General features: G+C 71.5%; 19 protein-coding genes. 6 read left to right on the forward strand and 13 right to left on the reverse strand.

Features of this window, described 5'->3' with window-relative positions:
• Positions 1-90 precede the first annotated feature (90 nt).
• Positions 91-597 carry a CGNR zinc finger domain-containing protein gene (locus IE260_RS29655; protein ID WP_189877390.1) on the forward strand — a complete coding sequence of 169 codons (507 nt, stop codon included), beginning with the start codon at positions 91-93 and terminating at the stop codon, positions 595-597.
• A gap of 111 nt (positions 598-708) precedes the next feature.
• Here the strand turns inward: IE260_RS29655 and IE260_RS29660 are convergent, their stop codons facing one another.
• The gene (locus IE260_RS29660) at positions 709-2052 is read right to left on the reverse strand and encodes a UDP-glucose dehydrogenase family protein (RefSeq protein ID WP_189877392.1); all 1344 of its coding nucleotides are present in this window, start codon (positions 2050-2052) and stop codon (positions 709-711) included.
• A 198-nt stretch (positions 2053-2250) separates the two neighbouring features.
• Here IE260_RS29660 and IE260_RS29665 point away from each other — a divergent pair, with 198 nt between their 5' ends.
• Positions 2251-3408 carry an acyl-CoA dehydrogenase gene (locus IE260_RS29665; RefSeq protein WP_268254947.1) on the forward strand — a complete coding sequence of 386 codons (1158 nt, stop codon included), beginning with the start codon at positions 2251-2253 and terminating at the stop codon, positions 3406-3408.
• A gap of 72 nt (positions 3409-3480) precedes the next feature.
• On the opposite strand, the gene IE260_RS29670 is transcribed toward IE260_RS29665, so the two are convergent.
• On the reverse strand, positions 3481-4047 hold the full coding sequence (locus IE260_RS29670; protein WP_189877394.1) for an acyl-CoA thioesterase: 567 nt from the start codon (positions 4045-4047) through the stop codon (positions 3481-3483).
• Positions 4048-4166: 119 nt separating this feature from the next.
• On the opposite strand from IE260_RS29670, the gene IE260_RS29675 reads away from it, so the two are divergent.
• Positions 4167-5453 (forward strand): LCP family protein, encoded by a 1287-nt coding sequence (locus IE260_RS29675; RefSeq protein ID WP_189877396.1) that lies wholly within the window; start codon positions 4167-4169, stop codon positions 5451-5453.
• Between the two features lie 45 nt (positions 5454-5498).
• Here IE260_RS29675 and IE260_RS29680 read toward each other — a convergent pair whose 3' ends face one another.
• Positions 5499-5852 (reverse strand): four-helix bundle copper-binding protein, encoded by a 354-nt coding sequence (locus IE260_RS29680; RefSeq protein WP_189877398.1) that lies wholly within the window; start codon positions 5850-5852, stop codon positions 5499-5501.
• Positions 5853-5949: 97 nt separating this feature from the next.
• The gene (locus IE260_RS29685) at positions 5950-7458 is read right to left on the reverse strand and encodes an LCP family protein (protein ID WP_444545574.1); all 1509 of its coding nucleotides are present in this window, start codon (positions 7456-7458) and stop codon (positions 5950-5952) included.
• Positions 7459-7650: 192 nt separating this feature from the next.
• Between IE260_RS29685 and IE260_RS29690 the strand changes: the two genes are divergently transcribed.
• Positions 7651-8697 carry a glycosyltransferase family 2 protein gene (locus tag IE260_RS29690; protein ID WP_189877400.1) on the forward strand — a complete coding sequence of 349 codons (1047 nt, stop codon included), beginning with the start codon at positions 7651-7653 and terminating at the stop codon, positions 8695-8697.
• A 6-nt stretch (positions 8698-8703) separates the two neighbouring features.
• Here IE260_RS29690 and IE260_RS29695 read toward each other — a convergent pair whose 3' ends face one another.
• The 6 genes from IE260_RS29695 to IE260_RS29720 form a co-directional block, all read right to left on the reverse strand.
• Positions 8704-10320 carry an LCP family protein gene (locus IE260_RS29695; protein ID WP_189877402.1) on the reverse strand — a complete coding sequence of 539 codons (1617 nt, stop codon included), beginning with the start codon at positions 10318-10320 and terminating at the stop codon, positions 8704-8706.
• 77 nt (positions 10321-10397) lie between these two features.
• Positions 10398-12128 (reverse strand): LCP family protein, encoded by a 1731-nt coding sequence (locus IE260_RS29700; protein ID WP_189877404.1) that lies wholly within the window; start codon positions 12126-12128, stop codon positions 10398-10400.
• A gap of 203 nt (positions 12129-12331) precedes the next feature.
• Positions 12332-14017: an LCP family protein gene (locus tag IE260_RS29705; RefSeq protein WP_189877406.1), complete on the reverse strand. Its 1686-nt coding sequence runs from the start codon at positions 14015-14017 to the stop codon at positions 12332-12334.
• A 204-nt stretch (positions 14018-14221) separates the two neighbouring features.
• Positions 14222-15943 (reverse strand): LCP family protein, encoded by a 1722-nt coding sequence (locus tag IE260_RS29710; RefSeq protein WP_189877408.1) that lies wholly within the window; start codon positions 15941-15943, stop codon positions 14222-14224.
• Between the two features lie 238 nt (positions 15944-16181).
• Positions 16182-17483 (reverse strand): LCP family protein, encoded by a 1302-nt coding sequence (locus IE260_RS29715; protein WP_189877410.1) that lies wholly within the window; start codon positions 17481-17483, stop codon positions 16182-16184.
• A 437-nt stretch (positions 17484-17920) separates the two neighbouring features.
• The gene (locus IE260_RS29720; RefSeq protein ID WP_189877412.1) at positions 17921-18685 is read right to left on the reverse strand and encodes a TIGR03089 family protein; all 765 of its coding nucleotides are present in this window, start codon (positions 18683-18685) and stop codon (positions 17921-17923) included.
• A gap of 138 nt (positions 18686-18823) precedes the next feature.
• Between IE260_RS29720 and IE260_RS29725 the strand changes: the two genes are divergently transcribed.
• A complete protein-coding gene (locus IE260_RS29725; RefSeq protein WP_189877414.1) occupies positions 18824-20104 on the forward strand; it encodes a peptidoglycan recognition protein family protein in 1281 nt (426 codons plus the stop codon).
• Positions 20105-20249: 145 nt separating this feature from the next.
• Complete coding sequence (gene manB / locus IE260_RS29730) at positions 20250-21332, forward strand: mannose-1-phosphate guanylyltransferase (RefSeq protein ID WP_189877416.1); 1083 nt, start codon at positions 20250-20252, stop codon at positions 21330-21332.
• Between the two features lie 145 nt (positions 21333-21477).
• On the opposite strand, the gene IE260_RS29735 is transcribed toward manB, so the two are convergent.
• The 3 genes from IE260_RS29735 to cofD form a co-directional block, all read right to left on the reverse strand.
• Positions 21478-22479 (reverse strand): DNA-3-methyladenine glycosylase family protein, encoded by a 1002-nt coding sequence (locus IE260_RS29735; protein ID WP_189877418.1) that lies wholly within the window; start codon positions 22477-22479, stop codon positions 21478-21480.
• A gap of 64 nt (positions 22480-22543) precedes the next feature.
• Entirely contained in the window at positions 22544-23854 is a 1311-nt protein-coding gene (locus tag IE260_RS29740) for a coenzyme F420-0:L-glutamate ligase (RefSeq protein WP_189877420.1), read from the reverse strand.
• Complete coding sequence (cofD, locus tag IE260_RS29745) at positions 23851-24810, reverse strand: 2-phospho-L-lactate transferase (RefSeq protein WP_189877422.1); 960 nt, start codon at positions 24808-24810, stop codon at positions 23851-23853. The genes IE260_RS29740 and cofD overlap by 4 nt, the downstream gene beginning before the upstream one ends.
• Positions 24811-24817: the final 7 nt, after the last annotated feature.

Below are 24817 nucleotides of genomic sequence, written 5' to 3' on the forward strand. Positions count from 1 at the left end.
CTTCCTCCTCGAAGTCCGCGGTTACCGGCAAGATGCGGGTAACCAGTAACGGTTACTGCATGCTCCCGCATTGGCGGTAACGTCGCAAGCATGAGTGACAGATCGCCCGCGCCGGGGGGCCTGGAGCTGGTCCAGTCCCTGGTGAACACGCTGGACATCGAGACGGGCGGCGACCGGCTCGACACACCGGAGGGCCGGGCGCGTTTCGGGCTGACGGAGGACGAGGTGCCCGCCGCACGGGAACTGCGGGAGTCCCTGCGGGCGGCCCTGCTCGCCCACGCCGGCCACCCGCCGCACCGTGCGGTGACCCCGCTGGGCGAGCTGCTGGCACGGGCGCCGCTGGTGCTGACGGCCGACATGGCCGACGGCTCCGCCGCGCTCGTCCCCGCCGACGCCCGCCCCCTGCCCTCCCGCGTCGCCGCGGCCGTCGCCGAGGCCCTGGTCGCGGGTACCTGGACCCGGCTGAAGGCGTGCGAGGCCGCCGACTGTCACTGGGCGTACTACGACCGCAGTCCCGCCGGACGGGGGCGCTGGTGCTCGATGCAGGTGTGCGGGGCACGCGCGAAGATGCGCCGGTACCGGGCCAAGGGTGGGTAGTGCCCCGGGGGTTCACCGGTCGCCGACGCGCCCGGTGGTGCACAATGCAGACGGACGCCGGTTCGGCCGACTGAGCCTCGGCCGAACCGGCGTCCGCCTCTTCGCCGGGCCCTAGGCCGTCGGCCGCCCCATCGCGCGGTACGTCCATCCGGCCCGCCGCCACACCTCCGGATCCAGGGCGTTGCGACCGTCCAGGACGACCCGGGCCGCCGCGACCTCGCCCAGGTCCTCCGGGTCCAGCTCGCGGAACTCCCGCCACTCCGTCAGGTGCAGCACGACGTCGGCGCCCCGCACCGCCTCCAGCGCCGAGTCGGCATAGCCGAGGGTGGGGAACAGCCGCCGGGCGTTCTCCATGCCCTTGGGGTCGTACACCGTCACCTGGCCGCCCTGGAGGTGGATCTGCCCCGCGACGTTCAGCGCGGGCGAGTCCCGGACGTCGTCGGAGTCGGGCTTGAAGGTGGCGCCCAGCACCGCGACCCGCTTGCCCAGGAAGGAGCCGCCGCCCAGTGCCTGCCGGGCAAGCTCCACCATCTGGCCGCGCTGGCGCATGTTGATGGAGTCGATCTCGCGCAGGAACGTCAGCGCCTGGTCGGCCCCCAGCTCTCCGGCGCGCGCCATGAAGGCCCGGATGTCCTTGGGCAGGCAGCCGCCGCCGAACCCGATACCGGCCCGCAGGAACTTCTTCCCGATCCGGTCGTCGTACCCGATGGCCTCGGCCAGCTTGGCGACGTCGCCGTCCGCGGCCTCGCAGACCTCCGCCATCGCGTTGATGAAGGAGATCTTGGTGGCGAGGAAGGAGTTCGCCGAGGTCTTCACCAGCTCGGCGGTCGGGAAGTCGGTGACGACGAAGGGCGAGCCCTCCGCCACCGGCGTCGCGTACACCTCCCGCAGCAGCTTCTCGGCCCGCTCGCTGCGCACCCCGACCACGATCCGGTCGGGGTGCAGGGTGTCCTGCACGGCGAAGCCCTCGCGCAGGAACTCGGGGTTCCAGGCCAGCTCGGCGTCGCCGCCGGCCGGAGCGTGCTCGGCGAGGTAGGCGGCCAGCCGGTCGGCGGAGCCCACGGGCACGGTCGACTTGCCGACGACGAGCGCGGGCCCCTTCAGGTGCGGCGCGAGCGAGGCCAGCGCGGAGTCGACGTAACTCATGTCGCAGGCGTACTCGCCGTGCTTCTGCGGCGTGTTCACGCACAGGAAGTGCACGTCGCCGAAGGCCGCGACCTCCGCGAAGTCGGTGGTGAAGCGCAGCCGCCCGCTGGACCCCTCGATCCCCGCGACATGCCGCCGCAGCAGTTCCTCGAGGCCCGGCTCGTACATCGGGACCTCGCCCCGCTGGAGCATCTCGATCTTCTCGGGCACCACGTCCAGGCCCAGCACCTCGAAACCGAGCTCGGCCATGGCCGCCGCGTGGGTCGCGCCGAGATAGCCGGTGCCGATCACGGTGATCTTGAGGGCCATGGGTGCTCCAGAGGTGTACGGCGGAGGTGCGGGCCCGAGCATAGCCGGGGCATGCGAAGGGGCCTCGGCGGGCAGCTTCCCTGCGGCCGGCCGACTGTCGTCAAGCTCACCTGTTCACCGAAGCGGCCGAGCCCTAAAATTTGGGTTACTTAACAGTAGTTAGCGCCAGCATCGTTGCTTTTTGGAGCGTGAGAGACCTTGGCCGGATCGGCTGACTTCGACCTGTACCGCCCGTCCGAGGAGCACGACATGCTCCGCGACGCCGTCCGCTCGCTGGCCGAGGCGAAGATCGCGCCGTACGCCGCCGCGGTGGACGAGGAGGCCCGCTTCCCGCAGGAGGCCCTCGACGCCCTGGTCGCGAACGACCTGCACGCCGTGCACGTCCCCGAGGAGTACGGCGGCGCCGGCGCCGACGCGCTCGCCACGGTGATCGTCATCGAGGAGGTCGCCCGCGTGTGCGCCTCCTCCTCCCTCATCCCGGCCGTGAACAAGCTGGGCTCCCTGCCGGTGATCCTCTCCGGCTCCGAGGAGCTGAAGAAGAAGTACATGACCCCGCTCGCCAAGGGCGACGCGATGTTCTCGTACTGCCTCTCCGAGCCCGACGCGGGCTCCGACGCCGCCGGCATGAAGACCAGGGCCGTCCGCGACGGCGACACCTACGTCCTCAACGGCGTGAAGCGCTGGATCACCAACGCGGGCGTCTCCGAGTACTACACGGTGATGGCGGTCACCGACCCGGCCAAGCGCTCCAAGGGCATCTCCGCCTTCGTCGTCGAGAAGTCCGACGAGGGCGTCTCCTTCGGCGCGCCGGAGAAGAAGCTCGGCATCAAGGGCTCCCCGACCCGCGAGGTCTACCTCGACAACGTCCGCATCCCCGCCGACCGCATGATCGGCGAGGAGGGCACCGGCTTCGCCACCGCGATGAAGACGCTGGACCACACCCGCATCACCATCGCCGCCCAGGCCCTCGGCATCGCCCAGGGCGCCCTCGACTACGCCAAGGGCTACGTCCAGGAGCGCAAGCAGTTCGGCAAGCCGATCGCCGACTTCCAGGGCGTCCAGTTCATGCTCGCCGACATGGCCATGAAGATAGAGGCCGCCCGCCAGCTGACCTACGCCGCCGCCGCCAAGTCCGAGCGCGGCGACAGCGACCTGACCTTCCAGGGCGCCGCCGCCAAGTGCTTCGCCTCGGACGTCGCGATGGAGGTCACCACGGACGCCGTCCAGCTGCTCGGCGGCTACGGCTACACCCGTGACTACCCGGTGGAGCGCATGATGCGCGACGCGAAGATCACGCAGATCTACGAGGGCACGAACCAGGTCCAGCGCATCGTCATGGCGCGCAACCTGCCGTAACGGGGAACGCGACGGACGAGCGAGGGCGCCCGGGACCGACGGTCCCGGGCGCCCTTCGCGTGCTGCGCGGGGTCAGTCCTCGTACCCCTCGGCGGCCCGCTTCTCCCGCAGCTCCATGATCGCGCGGCGCCGGGCCAGGCGGTGGGTGCGGCGGATCTGGGCTTCCTGGTAGCGGCGCTTGTCCCGCTCGGTCTCCGGGAGCACCGGCGGCACCGCGCGCGGCTTGCCGTCGGCGTCCACCGCGGCGAACACCAGATAGGCCGAGCCGACCTGGGTGGCCGGGGCGGATTCGTTCCAGCGCTCGGCCAGGACCCGGACACCGACCTCCATGGAGGTCCGGCCGGTCCAGTTGACCTGGGCCTTGACGTGCACGAGGTCGCCGACGCGGACCGGTTCGAGGAACGCCATCTCGTCCATGGACGCGGTGACGGCGGGACCGCCGGAGTGGCGGCCGGCCACGGCGCCCGCGGCGTCGTCGACCAGCTTCATGATGACGCCGCCGTGCACCGTGCCCAGAAGGTTGGTGTCGCTGTGGGTCATGATGTGGCTGAGGGTGGTGCGGGATGCCGAGGTCGGCTTGCCCGGGATCTCCGGAGTTCCCGACTCGGCGGGTGAGGCCTGGTCTGCCTGGTCTGTCATGGCCTCCACCTTATGCCGAGGCGACATGGGCGTAATTTGTGTCAGCTTCGCAACAGCGCTGACCTTATTTTCCGACGACCCTTGTATGGGGCACAGCCGGGACCTGCACACTGGGGCGCATGAACGATTGGCCCGAGGGATGGTCCGGCGAGAACCGCGGCGACCGGTACGGACGCGGCAGCGCGAGCGCACGGCCCGAGAGCGCCCGCGTGATGCGGCAGGTCCGCCGCGGTCCGGCGGTACCGCCCGGCCCGGGCCCGTCGGCACCGCCGTACGGCGGCGGGGTGCCGCGGCAGCCGTCGTACGTCGACGGCCACGGCTACGGTGACCAGGACGGCTACGACAGCGGCTACAACACCGGGCAGGTCTACGGCAGCCCCGGTGGCCGTGGCCCCGCCGGTGCCGGTCCGGGCGGCCCGCGCCCCGCGCCGAACTGGCGGCGCCGGATCAAGTGGACGGCGATCACGCTGGTGACCGTGCTGGTCGTCACCTTCGTCGGCACCTACTTCTGGGCCGACTCCAAGCTCAACCGCGAGGTCGACCTGTCCAAGGTCATCGAGCGGCCCGAGGCCGGAGAGGGCACCAACTACCTGATCGTCGGTTCCGACAGCCGCGAGGGCATGACCGACGAGCAGAAGAAGGACCTGCACACCGGCTCCGCCGAGGGCAAGCGCACCGACTCGATGATGATCCTGCACACCGGGGACAACGGGTCGACGCTGATCTCGCTGCCCCGTGACTCGGACGTGGAGATCCCGACCTTCGTCGGTTCCGACTCCGGCAAGACCTACCAGGGCACGGGCCGGCACGTGAAGCTGAACGCCGCCTACGCGGAGGACGGGCCCGAGCTGCTGGTTCGCACCGTCGAGTACAACACCGGGCTGCGCATCGACCACTACGTCGAGATCGGCTTCGCCGGCTTCGCGAACATCGTCGACGCGGTCGGCGGCGTGGAGATGGACATCCCGCAGGACATCAAGGACACCAAGTCCGGCGCCGACTTCAAGAAGGGCAAGCAGACCCTGAACGGACAGGAGGCCCTGGCCTTCGTCCGCACCCGGTACGCGCTGGCCGGCTCCGACCTGGACCGGACGAAGAACCAGCAGAAGTTCCTGTCGGCCCTGGCGAGCCAGGTGGCCACCCCGTCCACCGTCCTCAACCCGTTCAAGCTGTACCCGACCATGGGCGCCGGCCTGGACTCCCTCATCGTCGACAAGGACATGGGCCTGTTCGACCTGGCCGACATGTTCTGGGCGATGAAGGGCGTCAGCGGCGGCGACGGCACCTCGATGAACATGCCCGTCTCGGGCAGCACCGGCGGCAACCTCCAGTGGGACAAGGCCAAGGTGAAGACGCTGGTGGAGCAGCTGAAGAACGACGAGAAGGTCACCGTCTCGGGCAACTGAGCGGGCCCGGAGGCCGGGCTTGCCCCGGCCTCCGGCGATCGCGGGTCACATCGTGGCGCCCGCCATCGTCCGGCACAGCTCGGCGCAGCGGCGACAGGCGTCGGCGCAGCGCATCATCTGGGCGTCGTCCGGCATGGACATACACGCCTCCGCGCACATGTCACAGGCCCGGGCACACAGGGCGCACATCTCGCCGGCCATCGGCGAGAGGCGCATCATCATGTCCGCGCACATGCGAGTCGTCTCGGAGCAGTCCAGGAGCGCCCGCATGATCTGCATCTGGGCCTGGCCGCCCCGCTGCAGACAGGTGCTCATGGTCTCCTCGCACACGCTGTGACAGGACATGCACGCGTTGACGCAGTCCTGCATCTCCTTGCTCATGGCGGTGGTGGGCTGCATGGTGCCTCCTCGGGGGTGACAGGGCACATCGGCCCCGTCCTTCCGTGGTACGCCCGTCCGGGCGACTCCGCCACGGGGGAGCCGGCCGCGGCCGCCGTCACGGCTTGCCGCAGACCACCTCGTCGCCGCGCACCACCGTCCCCGCCTCCTGCGGCGGCTCCTCGGGCCGGACCTTGCGGACCTGTTTGAAGTCGGCGCCCGCGATCACCTTCAGTGTCGCTCCCTGGCCCGTCACGGGCCTGAGCTCGCTGCCGGGCAGGGCGGCGGCCAGCGACTGCGCCGAGCGGTCCCAGCGCGGGTCGTAGGCGACGACGGTCCGCTCCACCGCGCGGTCGACCGCGTTCACCGGTACCCGGGTGGTGCGGAACCCGGTCGCGGCGAGGGCGTCGTCCACCCGCCTGCCGAGCCCGGCCGTGTCCGTGCCGTTCTCGACCTGGACGCGGATCTGCTTCGGGTCCACCGGGACGCGCTCGGCCGGCTCGGCCGGCGGCGGCCGGTGCGCGGCCAGCGGCTCGTCCTCACGCAGGGCCGCGAAGAGCCGCTCGGACCCCGCGGGGTCCCACTTCAGGGTCGAGCCGACGCCCTTGACGACGTGGCCCATCTGTCCGACGGGCACGGTCATGAACTCCGAGGAGGAGGGCGAGAAGTTCCGCATCGCCCGGCCGAGGGCCAGCATCTCGTCGGTCCCGAAGCCCTTGTCGGCCCGCACCGAGCCCAGCACCGCCCGGGTCACGTCCCGGAACCTGATGGGGTTCAGCAGGATCCCGGAGGACGTCGCCCGGTCGATGAGGGCCGCCAGGAAGCGCTGCTGGCGTCTCATCCGGCTCAGGTCGGCGGCCCCGTCGAGGTGGCGGGCCCGGACGTACTGCAGCGCCTGCCCGCCCGTCAGCTGGTGCGTTCCGGCCGGCAGGTCGAGTCCGGTGTAGGAGTCCTTCAGCGGATGGGCGGTGCAGATCCGCACGCCGCCGAGCACGTCGACGGTCTTCATGAAGCTGGTGAAGTCGACCTCCACGTAGTGGTCGATCTTCACGCGGGTCATGTTCTCGACCGTGCGGATGGTCAGCTGCGGGCCGCCCTCGGCATAGGCCGCGTTGAGCCTGACGGGATGTCCGGCGTGCTGCTCACCGGTCGTGGTGTCGGTGTGCGCGGGTGTCATCGCGAAGGAGTCGCGCGGCAGGCTGACGACGCTCGCCCGTTCCCGGTCCTCCGAGATGTGCACGATCATGATCGTGTCGGTGCAGTGGCAGGGCGCGCCGCCGAGCCGGTACTTCCGCCGCTCCTCCTCGCTGATCCGGTCCCGGCCGTCGGTGCCGACCAGTAGCACGTTCATGCCGTGCCCGGCCTGCGGCCGGTTCTTCATGTCCTTGAAGGCGTCGACCCGGGTGATGTCCGCGTCCAGACCGGAGAGCACCGCGTGTCCGATGCCGGCCGAGGCGAGCACCACCACCGACAGGGCGGTCACCGCCCGCATGGCCCAGCGCGGCTTCCTCCGCCGTACGGGGGGCCGGGGCGACCGGCCGGACGGCCGTGGGCGGCCCCGCTGCGGCGGGGGGCCGCCCGCGGCGGTCGGGACCGGGACCCGGGGGGAGCGGGGCGGCATGGGCAAGGGGGGCACCTCCGCGAGGACGCATCCAGGGCCTGCCTGGGGATTCCCCGTGGCGTCACGGGGCATCCCCAGGCAGGCCCTCTGGCCGGACGTGGGATCCGTGAGCACCGTAGGCCGATACGATCTGCGGCCCGGGGAAGCGGCCCCCGCGGCGCGCACCGGTGTCCCCCGTTCGCGGTAACGTGAGCACCGATGAACGCCAAGTCCGACGTGCGGTACCCCGCAGTTTCCGTGATCATGCCCGTCCTCAACGAGGAACGGCACCTGCGCGGAGCAGTCCGCGCCATCCTCGCCCAGGAGTACGCCGGCGAGATGGAGGTCGTGATCGCCCTCGGTCCCTCCACGGACCGCACGGACGAGATCGCCGCCGAACTCGTCCGTGAGGACCCGCGCGTGCACACCGTGCCGAACCCCACCGGCCGTACCCCCGCCGCGCTGAACGCCGCGATCAAGGCGTCCCGCCATCCGGTCGTCGTCCGCGTCGACGGTCACGGCATGCTGTCGCCGAACTACATCGCCACGGCCGTACGCCTGCTGGAGGAGACCGGCGCGCAGAACGTCGGCGGCATCATGCACGCCGAGGGCGAGAACGCCTGGGAGGACGCGGTCGCCGCCGCGATGACCTCGAAGATCGGCGTCGGCAACGCCGCCTTCCATACCGGCGGCCAGGCGGGCCCCGCCGAGACGGTCTACCTGGGTGTCTTCCGCCGCGAGGCGCTGGAGCGGCAGGGCGGCTACAACGAGGAGTTCATCCGCGCCCAGGACTGGGAGCTGAACTTCCGCATCCGCGAGGCCGGCGGGCTGATCTGGTTCTCGCCGGAGCTGCGGGTGTCCTACCGTCCCCGGCCCTCCGTGCGGGCGCTGGCCAAGCAGTACAAGGACTACGGCCGCTGGCGGCACGTCGTGGCCCGCTACCACTCGGGCTCCATCAACCTGCGCTACCTCGCCCCGCCGACCGCGGTGTGCGCGATCGCGGCGGGGATCGTGGTCGGCGCGGCGCTGACCCCCTGGGGCTTCGTGATACCCGGCGGCTACCTGGCCGCGATCGCCGCCGGCTCGGTCCCGGCGGGCAAGGGGCTGTCGTGGAAGGCGCGGGCGCAGATCCCCGTGGCGCTGGCGACCATGCACATGTCGTGGGGGTGGGGCTTCCTCACCAGCCCGCGGTCGCTGGCCCGCAAGGTGATCGCGAGCCGGCGCCCGGCGGTCCGGCCGGACGCCGACACCGCCGGCAGCCGCTGACGACCGTCATGACCAGGTGAACGCCGGGTTCACGTGCATGCAGGCGGCCTCGTCCGCGCCGTTGAGGGCGTCCGCCGACTCGGGGGTGCGGTCGTCCGCCACGGGCGGCTCGTAGGCCGTACCCTCGCGCCAGTCGGCTCCCACGACGAGCGTGACCCCCGAGACGTCGGTCGAGCGCCGCACGGAACTCAGCGGGATGCCCAGGGACTCGGCGACCCGCTGGGCGTCGCCCTCCAGGTCGGCGCTCGGGTAGCGGACGATCGTGCGCTCCTCGCTCGGCAGCACGGAGGGGTCGGCCACCGCCCTGGCGAACCCCTCGTCCACCAGCAGCCCGGCGACCGTGTTCGCGCGTTCGCGTGCCGCGCCCTGCGTGTCCGTGCGGGTGCCGTTGCGCACCTGGACGGCGATCTCGCCGTCGGCGGCGGCCGGGTCGTCCGAGACCTCGGACTTCTCGTCGGGGTCCTTCTCCTTCTTCGCGTCCTTGCCGTCCAGCGCGATGTCCTCGCGCACCAGCCGGAACAGCTGCTCGGCGTCCTCGGTCGGCTCCACGCGCGCACCCACGTACCGGTTGGGCATCGTGGTCATGGTGATGCGCTCCGGCTCCACCTTCCGCAGCTCGGCGCTGAGGTCGTACAGCTTCTTGACGGTGTCCAGGCCGGGGTCCACGGTGAGCGCCCGGGTGGCCTCCTCGGCGAGCCTGCGCAGCTTGCCCGGGTTGCTCAGGGTGGCGTTCTCGCGCAGCTCGCGGACCATCGAACTCATGTACATGTGCTGTGCCTTGGCGCGGGCCAGGTCGCTGCCGTCCTCGAAGCCGTACCGGGTGCGCAGCCACTGCAGGGCCTGCTCGCCCTTCACCGGGTGCGTGCCCTTCTCCAGCTTCAGGCCGGAGCCGTGTCCCTGGCCGTCGCGTGAGTGGATGTTGGCGTCCACGCACACCGGGACACCGCCGACGGCGTCCGCCATGGACACCACGCCGGCGAAGTCGACCATGACGAAGTGGTCGATGTGGATGCCGGTCAGCTCCTGCCAGGTGGCCACCGTGCAGCCGGGACCGCCGTGGCCGAGGCTCTGGTTGGTCATCACCCGCCCCTCGCTCGCGGGGTAGACCTTGCCGTCGTCCGGGTCGGTGCACTTCGGGATCTTCACCAGGGTGTCCCGAGGCATGCTGACGACCGACATGTTGCTGCGGTCGGCGGACAGGTGCACCAGCATCTGCACGTCCGCGAGCGGCGTGGAGCCGAACGTCTCGCGGGCGCCGCCGAGTTCCTGGTTCTCCTCGGTGTCCCGGGCGTCCGAACCGATGACCAGGATGTTCAGCGGGGTCTGGCCGGCGGCGTTCGGTGTCGGCTCGGCCACCTTGTGGTCGCCGAGGTTGAGTTCGTCCTTCTTGATGTTGTCGTTCAGATGCTCGTAGTAGAGGTATCCGGCGCCTGCCGTGCCGATCATCAGCACGGCGAGGGCCACCGCGGTCCAGCGGAGCGCGCGGCGCCCGCGCCGCGGCCGGACTCTGCCGCCGTCACCCCCGCTCTCGCCGTCGCCGGCGCTCTCGGCGGCGTCGTCCCGCTCCCCGGCGGCCGGTGCGTCCGGCCGCGCGTCCTCCACCTGCACACTGCTCCGCGTCACTTCCGCGTCCTCCCCACCCCTGCACCACGGCGCGGGCCCGTCGCCCGTTCTGTGAGACGTACGACGGGCCCGTCAGGTCAACTGGCGCACTGCACCTTGTCGGCCGTGGACTTCTCCACGTCCGGCGTCTCCATCGACGCAGCGTTGAGCTTGACTCCGGCGCCCTTGAAATCCTTGCCGAGGGTGAGGGTCATGGTGGGCAGGCCCTGGGCGTTGGTGACGCTCTCGCCGGGCTTCATGGCCGAGCCGGACAGGCCGAGGATGTCGGCGAGACGGCGGGCCTCGTCGGCCTGGGCGGGGTCGTACTCCAGGGTCGTCTTCGCCACCTCCGCCGGAGCGTTGCCCGCGTTCTCGGACTTGGTGACGCCGGCCTCGGTCTGGAGGAAGGCGAGCTCCTTCTGGGCGCTGCCGGCGGGAGCACCGCCGTTGAGGATGCGGACGCGGACCTCGGCGGGGTCGGACTTCTCCCCCTTGAGGCGGGCGGCGACGGCGGCCGCCTCCTTCTTCTGCTTCTGCTTGACCTCGGTGAAGGAGATGTCGTTCTTGATCATGTCGAAGACCTGGGGGGCGGTCGCCTCGTTGACGACGACGGTCGCCTTGACCTTCTCGGCGGGGTTGTCCTTCACGGGCACCGTGGTGAACGTGATGTTCTTCGTCGGCACCTTCTTCAGCTCCAGGGCGATGTCCTTGAGGGTGCCCACGTTGCCGATGGCGCTGTCGACGGTGAGTGCCTTGGTCGCGGCCTCGGCCAGCTTCACCAGCTTGCTGGGGCTGGTGAGGGTGTCGCTGGAGGACATCTTCCGCATGAGCGAACCCAGGAACTGCTGCTGCACCTTGATGCGGTCCAGATCGCCCTCGTTGCCGAAGGCGTGCCGGGTACGGACGAAGGCGAGGGCCTGCTCGCCCTCGACCTTGGACTTGCCCGCGGGCAGCTTGAGTTTGGACTTCTCGTCGTCGACGGCGTGCTCCACACACACCTCGACCCCGTCGACGGCGGTGGTCAGCGTCTTGACCGCGTTGAAGTCGGCCATCATGAAGTGGTCGGGCTGGATCCCGGTCGCTTCCTTCACCGTGCGCATGGTGCAGCCCGCGTCCCGGCCGCTCTCGCCGAGGCTGGTGTTGAAGCGGACGCCGCTGGAGCCGGGGACGACCGTCTTCGTGCCGTCCTCCTGCGTGGTCGGGCAGTCGGGGATGTCGACGATCAGGTCGCGGGGGATGCTGAGCGCGGTCGCGTTGGAGCGGTCCTTGGCGACGTGCAGCAGGATCGTGGTGTCCGCGTGCCCGACGCTGCCCTTGTCGCCGTAGCCCTCGTTGCCGGCGCCGGTGCGCTTGTCGGTGCCGATGATGAGGATGTTGAAGGCCTCGTCCTTCTTGAAGCTGCTGCTGCCCGCGCTGCCGACGTCCGTCGTCGAGACGTTGCCCTCGAGGTGCTTGAGGTAGAGGTAGCCGCCCGTGCAGGCGGTGAGGACGACGAACGCCATGGTGCCGCCGGTCCACAGCAGGACCTTCTTGCCCTTGGACTTCTTCTTCACCGGCCGCCGACCGCGCCGCCCGGGCGGGGGCTCCTCGGGGGCCGCACGGCGCCGCCGCTGGGCCGGGACCTCACGGCCCGGCGCGGGCGTTCCACGGCCGCGTGCCCGGCCGCCGGTGCTGCCGGTGGCGCGGGGGGCACCGCTGCGGGGGGACGGGACGGCCGACTGCGGTGCGGAAGAAGGCAGTCGCAGTTCGTATTCGCCGGTGTTCGGATTGAGCACCCACTGGTCTGCGGGGTCGATGTTGTCCGCCCGCCCACGGCCTTGCGCGTCCACGGTCGTCCGAATCCTCCGTCGGGGCCACGCGGCACCTTCGCCGGAAGGTGCTCGGTAAGGGTCTACGAGTGCGCGACGCCAGGGCGGACCTCGCGGCGGGGGCACTGGAGCGTTCACACTATCCGCCAAGTTCAGCGTCGAACGACGCCGGTGACAAATTCCACGTCCCTACAACAGGGCAATCCGTCCTATTTCCTGAACGTCTACCAGCGGTAGGGCGCGTACACGTCCATGCACTTGCCGGTGTCGGAGCCGTTGAGGGCGTCGGCGTCCTCGGGCAGGCTCCCGGCCTCCGGCGTCTCCTGCTCCGGATACGTCGTGCCCGTGCGCCAGTCCGCGCCGACGACCACGGTGACGGCGGACACGTCGGCCGACTCCTTCACGGAGTTCTCCGGAATCCCCAGGGCCTCGGCGACCCGCCGGGCGTCACCCGCCAACTCGGCGCTCGGGTAACGGACGACGGTCCTCTCCTCGGAGAGCGCCGCCGAGGTGTCCGTGGCCGCCCTGGTGAAGCCCTGCCGCACGAGCGCCTGCGCGACCGTGCCCGCACGGCCCGCGACCGGGCCGAGCGTGGCGGACCGGGTGGCGTTCCGCACCAGGACGCCGATCTCGGAGTCGGCCGCGGCGGAGTCCCCCGAGGGCTCGTCCGGTTCCTTCTCGGAGGACGAGGAGCCGCTCCCGCCGCCGCTGACCTTGCCGTCCCCGCCCGTGCCGTCCCCGCCCTTGTCGTCGAACGACACGTCGTCGCGGAGCATCGCCCAGACCTTCTCGGCATCGGCGCCGGCCGGCAGCAGGTGGTTGCGGTCCTGGGGATCCTCCACGGTGGGCAGCGTCGTCATGGTGATGCGGTCCGTCGGCACCGTCTTGAGCTGCATGCCCAGGTCGTAGAGCTTCTTCACCGTGCCGATCTCCTCGGAGACCGTCAGGGACTTGGTGGCCGCCTCGGCCAGGTCCATCAGCCGGCCGGTGTCGGTGAAGACGTTCTGCTGCTTCAGCGTGCGGATCATCGAGTTCATGTACATGTGCTGCGCCCGGGCCCGCAACGGGTCACTGCCCCAGGCGTGGCGGGTGCGCAGCCACTGCAGGGCCTGCTCGCCCTGCACCTTGTGCCGGCCGGCCTTCATCTTCAGGCCCGAGCCGCCGGGCACGCCGGGCAGCGGGCGGTCCCACACGTTCTGGTTCACGCAGACCTCGACCCCGCCGACGGCGTCCGCCATCTGCACCACGCCCGCGAAGTCGATGGTCATCCAGTGGTCGATGTAGACGCCGGTGAGGTTCTGCCAGGTGGCCAGGGTGCAGCCGGCTCCACCGCGGGACAGGGACTCGTTGATGATCGTGTTGGTCGCCGGGTACTTCTTCCCGGTCTGGGGGTCGGTGCACTCCGGGATGTCGACCCGGGTGTCGCGCGGGACGCTCACCACCGCTGCGCTCTTGCGGTCCGCGGCCAGGTGGATCAGCATCTGCACGTCACCCAGCGGCGGGTTGTCGCGGTGGTTCTTGCCGCCGCCCAGTGCCACGTTGGCGGCGGAGGCCCGGCTGTCGGAGCCGATCAGCAGGATGTTCAGGGGCGTCTGCCCGGCCGCGTTGGGCCCGGTGCGCCGCGCCTTGGAGTCGCCGCTGCTGCGTTCGCCCTTCTCGATGTTGCCGTTCAGGTGCTGGTAGTAGAGGTATCCGGCGCCGGCCGTGCCGAGTATCAGGACGGCGAGGGTGGTCGCGGACCACCGGAGCGCACGGTGCCGCCGTCCGGCCCGCCCACCGCTCCCGGCGCCCGCACCGTGTCCGCCGTCCGCGCCGGACCCGTCCTCGTCCGGGCCCCCGGCCCCCGCGCCCCGGGTACGACGGACGCCGCCCGGCCGTGTCCCCTCCCCGTGCACACTGCTCTGCGTCATGTCCCTCTCCCCGCCCCCGCACCGGCGAACGTGCCCGTGCGCGCGTCCAGTTCGCACAGTTGGACGCCTGGACGCCCCCGTTGGCTGTACGCCGGGCCCGACGGATCGCACGGCGCCCCGGCGGACGACGTCCGGCCCTGCGTTTCCGAGGCCGTCCCGCCGGTCGTACGGCCGTCCTCCTGGACGTACGGCGGACCCGTCAGGTCACTTGGCGCACTGCACCTTGTCGGCCGTGGACTTCTGGACCCCCTCCGGCGGCTTGCCGGACGAGGAGTCGAGCTTGACTCCGGCGCCCTTGAAGTCCTTGCCGAGGGTGAGGGTCATGGTGGGCAGGCCCTGGGCGTTGGTGACGCTCTCGCCGGGCTTCATGGCCGAGCCGGACAGGCCGAGGATCTCGGCCAGGGCGCGGGCCTGGTCGGCCTGGTCGGGGGCGTACTCGAGGGTGGTCCTGGCGATGTCCTCGGGGGCGTCGCCGGCGTTCTCGGACTTGGTGACGCCGGCCTCGTTCTGGAGGTAGAGCAGCTCTCGCTGGGCGCTGCCGTCGGCGGCGCCGCCGTTGAGGATGCGGACGCGGACCTCGGCGGGGTCGGACTTCTCTCCCTCGAGGCGGGCGGCGACGGCGGCGGCCTCCTTCTTCTGCTTCTGCTTGACCTCGGTGAAGGAGACGTCGTTCCCGATCATGTCGAAGACCTGGGCCGCCTCGGCCTCCTTCAGCACGACGGTCGCCTTCACCGTCTCCGCGGGGTTGTCCCTCACCGGCACCGTGGTGAAGGTCAGGTTCTTGGTGTTGAGCTTGCCCAGTTCCAGGCCGAGGTCCTTCAGCTTGCCGATGCTGTTGAGCTTGGAGTCGACGGTCAGTGCCTTGGTGCCCGCCTCGGCGAGCTTCACCATCTTCGAGGGGCTGGTGAGCGTGTCGTTGGACTTGAGTTTGCGCATCAGCGAGCTGAGGAACTGCTGCTGGATCTCGATGCGGCTCAGGTCGCCTCCGAGGCCCACCGAGTGCCGGGTGCGCACGAACGCCAGCGCCTGCTCGCCCTCGATCGTGTGCTCGCCCTTCGACAGCTTCAGGTGCGAGTCAGGGTCGTCGATGTCCTTGTCCAGGCAGACCTCGACCCCGCCGACCGCCGAGGTCAGCGTCTTGACCGCGTTGAAGTCGGCCACCATGAAGTTGTCGGGCGTGACCCCGGTCAGCTCGGTGACGGTCCGCATGGTGCAACTGGGCGTACGGCCGCTCTGACCGAGGCTGGTGTTGAAGCGGACGCCGGTGGAGCCGGGGATGACCGTCTTCGTGCCGTCCTCCTGCGTGGTCGGGCAGTCGGGGATGTCGACGATCAGGTCGCGGGGGATGCTGAGCGCGGTCGCGTTGGAGCGGTCCTTGGAGACGTGCAGCAGGATCGTGGTGTCCGCGTGCCCGGCGCTGCCCTTGTCGCCGTAGCCCTCGTTGCCGGAGCCGGTGCGCTTGTCGGTGCCGATCAGCAGGATGTTGATCGCCTCGTTCTTGCGGAAGCCACCGGTGCCGGCGCCGTCGTCCGGGAGCGACGAGATGTTGTCGTTGAGGTGCTCCAGGTAGAGGTAGCCGCCCGCACCGACGGCGAGGACGACGAACGCCATGGTGCCGCCGGTCCACATCAGGACCTTCTTGCCCTTGGACCTCTTCTTCACCGGCCGCCGACCGCGCCGCCCGGGCGGGGGCTCCTCGGGAGCCGTGCGGCGCCGCCGCTGGGGCGGCACTTCACGGCCCGGCGCGGGAGCGGTGCGGCCGCGCGCCGTACGGGACGCGCCGGACGCGGCCCTGCGCGGCCCCGGGACCGCCGGCTGCGGAGCGGAAGGGGTCAGTCGCAGTTCGTATTCGCCGGTGTTCGGATTGAGCACCCACTGGTCTGCGGGGTCGATGTTGTCCGCCCGCCCACGGCCTTGCGCGTCCACGGTTGTCCGAATCCTCCGTCGGGGCACGCGGCGCCTTTCCCCTCCAGGCGCTCGGGTCTCGGTCACTCGGTGCGCGACCCCAGGACGGAGCCTCGTGGGGCACACCGGATCGCTCACATTAACCGCCTTGTTCGGTCCCGGCGACGTCGGTGACAAATTCCACGACCCTTACAACTGGGCAATCCACCCATTTTCGTGGACAAGAACCCGTTGCCTTGGCGGCGCCTTTGAGTCGGCTTTACCTGCAGGTGTCCTCCGCGGCGGTGTTGCCGGGGAACGTCGGCGGCGGGGAATCGCCTTCCCCGGGCTCGTCCGCCCGCAATTCCGGGGACTTTGCGTCGCCGTGCCCGTACTCGCCGTAGTCGTGGGGGAGTTCGCGCGGAACTCCCGAACCGGCCCGTGCGCCGCCCGGTGAGCCGCCATTTCCGGAGAAATCCCGCGGAACGTCTCCCGCGATCACCACGGGTTCGTCCCTGCGCAACCGGGTGAACAGCTTCTCCGCCTCGGACTTCACGAGTTGGTCGCGATTGGCGTCGAGCGTGTACGACTCCCTGGGGACGGTCAGGAATTGCACGCGTTCGGTGGGGATGTCTCGCAGTCCGCGAACGAGTTCGTACAAACCACGCAGACTGGCCAGACCCGGGTCCGTCGTGAGGGAGGAAGTCGCCGCGTCCAGCACGGGATACAGCTTCACCGGATTCAGCAGGACGTCATTGCTGCGCACCTTGTTGACGAGCGCCCCCAGAAACCGCTGCTGCCGCTCCATCCGATCCGTGTCGCTGCCGTTGCCGAGCGACTTGCGGGCGCGCACATAGCCGAGGGCCTGTTCCCCGTCGAGCGTCACCCGGCCCGCGGGCAGCTTGAGCCGGGCGTCCTTGTCGTCGATCGGTTCCTTCAGGCACACCTCGACGCCGTCGAGCGAGTCGACCATTTTCTTGAAGCCTTGGAAGTCGACGACCACGTGGTGATCGACCCGGATGCCGGTCAGCTTCTCCACCGTCCGGACGGTGCACGCCGAACCGCCCGTCTGGAAGGCGTAGTTGAACATCGCGAACACCGGCTCGGTGCGGGATCCGTCCGGACGGAGGCAGCCGGGCACGTCCACCATCAGGTCACGGGGGACGGAGACGGCGGTGGCGCTGTGCCGGCCCGCCGCCAGGTGCAGCAGGATCGTGGTGTCCGACCGCTCGGTCCCGGAGTCCTCCCCGTAGCGTGCGTTGGCGTCGCCGGACCGCGAGTCCGAGCCGATCAGCAGGATGTTCTGGGCGCCGTGGGCGAGCGAGGTGGGCCGCTCCTTCTCGTACCGGGCGAGCTCGTCCGCCGCCGCCTCGTCGGGCGTGATGTTGTCGCTCAGCTTGGCGTACACCGCCCAGCCGGTCCCCACGGCGGCGACGACGAGAACGGCGACCGCGATCCCCGACCGCCGCAGCCAGCGCCGCCGACGCCTACGGCTCAGCCCTCTGCCGCTCGCGGACGCACCCGCCCCCGGGGTCCCCCCGGTGCCGGCCCCGCCGGAGGGAGTGCCTGCGCTGTCGCTCACGTCTGGCTCCACCCCCTCGTGCCGTCCGAGCGTGTCGTGCGTTGCGTGCGTGTCCTCCTACGACCATGACCCGCAAGAGCACGGAAGGGCGGCTGGAACTGGTCCGAACGGGGGCGTGGCCGCGGCGCCACCCCGGACGACCGGACGCGCCCGGCCGCAGGCGGCGGTGCCGTGCCACTGCGGACGGCCGGGCTCACCCAGCCGCGGGCGGCGGGGCTCGCCGAGCCGCGGGCGGCAACCCGATAGCGCCGGGCTGCGCGACCCACCGTCGGCCCGTGCCGACGCCGGGCAACCGGCAAACGCCGTGTCAGCGTGCCGGCGCCGGGCAACCGGCAAACGCCGTGTCAGCGCACCCACGCCGGGCAACAGAGCAACGCCGTGCCACCGAGACCCACGGCGTCAACACCCACGCCGGTCACCACCCCCCGGCCAGAAACTCACCGCGCCGTAGCCGTAACCCGCTCCGCCTCGATCCGCTTGTCCAGCACCCCCGCCCCCGCCCGCTCCAGATGCCGGCACAGCACCACCGAGCCCCCGGACGCCAACGGCCCGTACAACCCCGCGCTCAACCCCTCCCACGTGTCGTACGGCAACCCCGACAGGATCCGCGCCCCGGGCCCCGTGAGCCCCAGCTCCGACGCCTCCGCCCGGGCCCGCTCCACGACCTCGGCCCCACTGAACTCCCGCCCGGCCACGATCAGCGCCGGCTCCTCCGGATCCACCGGCGCGTACGGCACGAACCGGTCCCCCTGCCCCGGCACCTCCACCGCGTAGTCGGCGAAGCCCTCCGGCGCCTGCGGCAGGAATCGGCCCCCGAGCGGCCGCAGCGCCAGCGCGATCCGCGGCCCGGAACACGCCCGCGCCGCCTCCAGCGACTCCGGCTCCGGCCCGCTCACCACCACGTCCGCCGCCGCCGGATCCCCGGCCATGTCGGCGACCGCGCCCACCGACGCGCACGCCAGCAGCCACACCGCCGTCTGCCAGTGCGCGGGCAGCAGCAGCGCGACCCGGTCACCGGGTTCGACGGACAACTCGTCCTGGAGCAGATTGGCGGTCTTGGCCACCCAATTGGCGAAGGTGGCCACGGACAGTTCGACGCGTTCGCCCGTGGCGTCGTCGTAGAAGGTCACCAGGGGGCGTCCGGGGTCCGCGGCGAGCGCGGAACTCAGCAGGTCGGCAGGGGTGCGGTCGGTCGCGTTCACCCGCGCTAGCGTACGCGGGCCCGCGTACGTGCACCGTGCGGACGGCGTACCGCACCGCCACCGATCGGATGAAAAGGCCCTACAGCCCGTCAAGTTCCCGATGGACAGATTTGTATGAGGATGTCCACGATCAGGGGCATGCTGCGATTCCTTGCTTCCTCGATCGGTGTCACCTGCGCGGCCGCCCTCGCCCTCCCGCTCGCCCCACCCGCGGCGCAGCCGACGAACGGGAGAACGGCGCAGGCCGAGGCAGACGCCTCCGGCAGCACCCAGTCGCTGCCCCTCGTTCCCCTCGCGGGCGACCGCGCCCCCGTGGAACAGGGCGTACCCCGCAGGGACGTACGGCACTTCTCGCTGCTCGGTGTCATCTGGGACGACCCGGACACCGAACTGCACGGCCGTGTCCAGGTCCGCACGCGCGCCGCCGGCACCGGCAACTGGTCCTCCTGGCAGGAGCTGGAGACCCACAACGCCGACCATGCCGCCGACCCGGACACCCCCGAGAGGACCTCGGGCCGCGTCCGCGGCGCGACCGCACCGCTGTGGGTGGGCGACTCCGACGGCGTGGAGGTACGGGTGCGGGCGGAGACCGACGGCGAGGCCACGAGGGCCGTCTCCCCGCTCCCCACCGGGCTGCGCCTCGAACTCGTCGACCCCGGCGAGGACGCTGCGCTGTCCGAGGCCCCGGTACCGGACGACGGAGCCCGCACCGGCGCCCTGGACGAGATCCCGGCACTGGACCGCGCCCAGACCGAGCGCGAGCTCCTCGCCCTGGGTACCGGCGCGTCGACGGGGCAGCAGAAGGCCAAGCCGTACGTCGGTCCGCGCCCGCGCATCGTCACGCGCCGCGGCTGGGGCGCGAACGAGAAGCTGCGCGAGAAGAAGTCGGTGTACACGAAGAAGGTCAAGGCGGCCTTCGTGCACCACTCGGCCACCGGCAACAACTACAGCTGCAAGCAGGCGCCGTCAGTCATTCGCAGTATCTACCGCTACCACGTCAAAAGCATGGGATGGCGCGACATCGGCTACAACTTCCTCGTCGACAAGTGCGGGAAGATCTACGAGGGCCGGGCCGGTGGTGTGGCGAAGCCGGTGCTGGGCGCCCACACCCTCGGGTTCAACTCCAACAGCATGGGAATCGCGGTTCTCGGCACCTACAGCTCCAAGAAACCGTCGTCCGCCGCCGTGAAGGCCATCGCCCGGCTCACCGCGTGGAAGCTCGGTCTCTACGGCATGAATCCGCGCGGCAAGACATACCTGAAGTCCGCTGGTGGCAATCTCTACCGAAAAGGTAAGAACGTACGACTGAACGTCATCTCCGGTCACCGGGACGGCTTCGCGACGAGCTGCCCGGGCCGGAAGCTGTACGGCAAGCTCAAGACGGCCCGCTCGACCGCGGCGAAGTACCAGGGCCGCTGAGGGGGACATCGAGGAACGGATTCACCGCCGTCGGGGGGCGAGGGCGGATCACCGCACGGCCATCGAAGGCGCCATGGAACGGTCTGCATACACTGGCCGGCCGAAAGACAGTTCGGCCGGTCCCGGCAGGAAGCAGAGACGACAGGTGACAGAAGCGATCCTCCTGGTCGGCGGTAAGGGCACGCGCTTGCGTCCGCTCACGGTGCACACCCCGAAGCCCATGGTCAGGGCGGCGGGGGTGCCGTTCCTCACGCACCAGCTGGCGCGGGCGAGAGCGGCGGGCGTCGAGCACATCGTGCTCGCCACGTCCTATCTGGCCGAGGTCTTCGAGCCGTACTTCGGCGACGGATCGTCGCTGGGACTGCACATCGAGTACGTCACGGAGGAGGAGCCCCTCGGCACGGGCGGCGCCATCCGCAACGTGGCCTCGCGGCTGCACTCCGGGCCCGACGACCCGGTGCTGATCTTCAACGGCGACATCCTGACGGGCCTGGACATCGACGCGCTGGTCCGCACCCACGAGACGACGGGAGCGGATGTCTCCCTCCACCTGACCAAGGTGACGGACCCGCGGGCGTACGGCCTGGTCCCCACGGACGACACGGGCCGGGTCCTGGCGTTCCTGGAGAAGCCCCAGACCCCGGAGGAGATCGTCACCGACCAGATCAACGCGGGCGCGTACGTCTTCCGCCGCTCGGTGATCGACACGATCCCGGTGGGCAGACCGGTCTCGGTGGAGCGCGAGACCTTCCCGGAGCTCCTGGCGACCGGGGCGCATCTCCAGGGCATGGTCGACTCGACGTACTGGCTGGACCTGGGCACTCCCGCCGCATTCGTGCGCGGCTCGGCGGACCTGGTCCTGGGCCGCGCCCCGTCCCCGGCCATACCGGGCCGCTGCGGCGACCGTCTCGTCCTCCCGACGGCGAGGGTCGCGCCGGACGCCAAGCTGTCCGGCGGCACGGTGGTCGGCGAGGGAGCGTTCGTGGCGGAGGGCGCGCGGGTCTTCGGCAGCACGATCCTGCCGGGTGCGGTCATCGAGCCGGGCGCCGTCATCACGGACTCCCTCATCGGCAACCGCGCCCGCGTCGGCGAGCGCTCCGTCCTCACGGGCACGGTCATCGGCGACGGCGCGGTGGTCGGCGCGGACAACGAACTCCGCGACGGCGTCCGCGTATGGTGCGACGCCCGCATCCCTGCGGGCTCGGTGCGCTTCTCGTCCGACGCGTGACGCCGGCGGCGGCCTGTGCGGGGCCGTGCCGTCGCAGCCGCGTGCAGTGCCGCCCGGGGTGGCACGGCCGGGCGCGGCGGCACCCCCGTCGGCGCCGGGCCGCGCCGCCAGGCGACGGAGCGCACACGGGTCCGGCGGACCCCGGTCACAACCGCCCGATGTCCCGCGGAGCCATCCGAGGCGCCCGCCGAGGCGGCACCCGCCCGCTCAGCAGGATCAGCCGAGCCGCTCGATGCCGCTGCCCGGCGTACGGCTCCAGCAACCGCAGCATCTCCGCGTCGTCCGCGTTCCGGTCCCCGGCCAGCGCGAACCCCACGATCCCCGGCAGATGCAGGTCCCCCACGGTCACCGCGTCCGGCGCCCCGTGACTGCGCTGCACCGTCTCCGCCGAGGTCCACGGCCCGATCCCGGAAACGAGCTCCAGCCGCTGCTGCGCCGCCGCCGGCTCCATCCCGGCCGCCTCCTCCAGGCGCGCGGCGACCCGCACCGCCCGCAGGATCGTCGAGGCCCGCTTGTCGTCCACCCCCGCCCGGTGCCACTCCCAGGACGGGATCAGCGCCCACGTCCGGGCCGCCGGCATCACACACATCCGCCCCGGCGCGGGCCCCGGCGCAGGATCCCCGTACTTCCGCACCAGCAAGCGCCACGCCTGGTACGCCTCGATCGTCGTGACCTTCTGCTCCAGGACCGACGGGATCAGCGACTCCAGCACCAGTCCGGTCCGCGTCAGCCGCAGCCCCGGCCGCCGGTGCCGCGTCAGCGCCAGCAGCCGGTGCCGTGGCGCGAACGCGGAAGGGTCGTCGTCGGCGCCCAGCATCCGCGGCAGCTGGTCCAGCAGCCACTCCGCCCCGGGCCCCCAGGCCTCGCCCCGCACCTCGCCGCCGCGCGCGACGACACGCAGCGTGCCCGGACCGGCGGGCGTCCGGCTGGCCCGCCACACCGACCCGTCCGGCGTCGCCCGGAACGTCGGATCACCCGGTCCGCGCCGCAGCGGCCCGAGGACCAGCCCCAGCTCCAGCGGACCGTCCGGCACCCACACCCGGACCTTCCCCGGCGCGGTCGCCTGCCGGGGCACGCCGGCGGATACGCCGACCTCCCCGCCGCGCACGGTGGTACGCGTGGGCCGGGGTGCGAAGCGGCCTGCCACGAATGAAGCCCCTGGGGAGTGGGAGACAAGAGTCCCTACGAGAGTAGGCGCTCGCCGGAGTGCGTCACCGCACCTCGATGAAGACCTCCGCGTCCCGCTCCGGACGGGGGCGCGGTTCCTCGGCGGGATGGCCGACCGCGACGGCACCCATCGGGTCCCACTCCGCGGGCAGCGCCAGCACCTCCCGGACGACGTCCCGGCAGAACATCGTCGAGGACACCCACGCCGAGCCGAGCCGCTCCCCGGCGAGCGCGACGAGCAGGTTCTGCACGCCGGCGCCGGCCGCGACCACGAACATCTCCCGCTCGGCCCCGTCGCGCCGCGCGTCCCCGTAGGTGTGCGAACCGTCCATGACCAGGCAGGGGACGATCAGGTACGGCGCGTTGCGCAGGACGTCGCCGCGGCGGATCCGTTTGGCGATCGACTCCTCGCTCTTGCCGTCCCGTCTCAGGTCCTCGACCCAGGCGTCCCGCATCGCGTCCAGCAGTCGCGTCCGCGACTCCCGCGACTCCAGCAGCACGAACCGCCACGGCGTCGTGTGGTGCGGTGCCGGTGCCGTGACCGCCGCGGCCACCGCACGGCGCACGGCGCCCGGGTCCACGGGCTCGTCGGTGAACGCCCGTACCGTACGGCGCTGGGTCACCGCCTGGCGCACGGCCTCCGAGGTGCCCAGCCGGAACATGTCGTCGCGCGCGCCGCGCACCATGACCCGTGCCCCCTCGCCGTCGTCCTCGGCCACCACGTGTGGCAGCCCGCGCACGACGGCGACGGGCAGTCCGGCGGCCTTGCCCTTCACCAGGTCGCCCGCGGCGGCGAGCTCGTCGGCCGTGGCGACCACGGTGGCACTGAGCGGATTGCCGTACGCGTCCGTGCCCCCGCGCAGATCGTCCAGCACCCGCACGCCGGCGGCGCCGATCGCGACGTCCGTGAGGCCGGAGCGCCAGGGCCGTCCGAACGTGTCGGTGACGATCACGCCGACCTCGACACCCAGCGCGTCCCGCAGGCCGGCGCGGATGGCCCGCGCGGAGGCGTCCGGGTCCTCGGGGAGCAGCAGCACTGTGCCGGACGGCGTGTTGGAGGCGTCGACCCCGGCCGCCGCCATGACCAGGCCCTGCCGGTTCTCGACGATCCGCAGAGGACCGCGCCGGGCCACCACCCGTACCGTCTCGGCGTCGATCGCGGCCTCCCGGTCGCTCGCCCGGACGACGCGGCCCTCCGCCTTGGACACGATCTTGGAGGTGACGAGCAGCACGTCCCCGTCGGCCAGCCCGGGCTCGGCCGCGGCGATCAGCTTGGCCAGGTCGTCGCCCCGCTGCACCTCCGGAAGGCCGGGGACGGCCCACACCCGGCAGCCGTCGGCGGATGCGCCGCTCATGAGGTCCGCACCTCGTCGGCCAGTGCCAGCGCCTCCCGGGCCATCTGCGCGGCCGCCTCGACGTCGGTCATCATCAGCGGCACGGCGCGGCAGAGGATGCCGGCCGCCTTCACGCGCGTCACGGAGTCCGCGTCGACCGTGTCGACCAGCCAGCCGTCGAGCAGCCCCGAGCCGTAGTGCTCGGCGACCGCCGCCGCGGTGGCCTCCACGCCGACCGCCGCGAGCACCTTGTCGGCCATCCCGCGCACGGGTGCGTCCCCGACGATCGGGGAGAGCCCCACCACCGGCACCCCGGCGTCCGCGATCGCCTCCCGGATGCCGGGCACCGCGAGGATCGTGCCGACCGAGACGACCGGGTTGGAGGGCGGGAAGAGGATGACGTCCGCCTCCGCGATCGCCTCCAGGACGCCGGGCGCCGGCTTCGCCTGCTCGGCGCCGACCGGTACGACCGCCTCGGCGGGGACCGAGGCGCGCAGCTTCACCCAGTACTCCTGGAAGTGGACCGCCTTGCGTTCGCCGTCGATCTCGACGGCGACGTGCGTCTCGACCCGGTCGTCGGTCATCGGGACGAGGCGCACGCCGGGCTTCCAGCGGTCGCACAGCGCCTGCGTGACCGCGCTGAGCGGATACCCGGCACTGATCATCTGCGTCCGCACGATGTGCGTGGCGAAGTCCCGGTCGCCGAGTCCGAACCATTCCGGCCCGACGCCGTACGCGGCGAGTTCCTCCTTGAGGTGGAAGGTCTCGTCTGCCCGCCCCCAGCCCTGCTCCTCGTCGATGCCGCCGCCGAGCGTGTACATCACCGTGTCGAGGTCCGGGCAGACCTTCAGCCCGAAGAGGTGGATGTCGTCCCCGGTGTTGCCGATGACCGTGATGTCCGCGTCCGGCGCGGCCCGCTTCAGACCACGCAGGAACCGGGCACCGCCGATGCCGCCTGCCAGAACCACAATGCGCATGGAAACA

Source organism: Streptomyces viridiviolaceus, from assembly GCF_014650995.1.
Lineage (GTDB): Bacteria > Actinomycetota > Actinomycetes > Streptomycetales > Streptomycetaceae > Streptomyces > Streptomyces viridiviolaceus.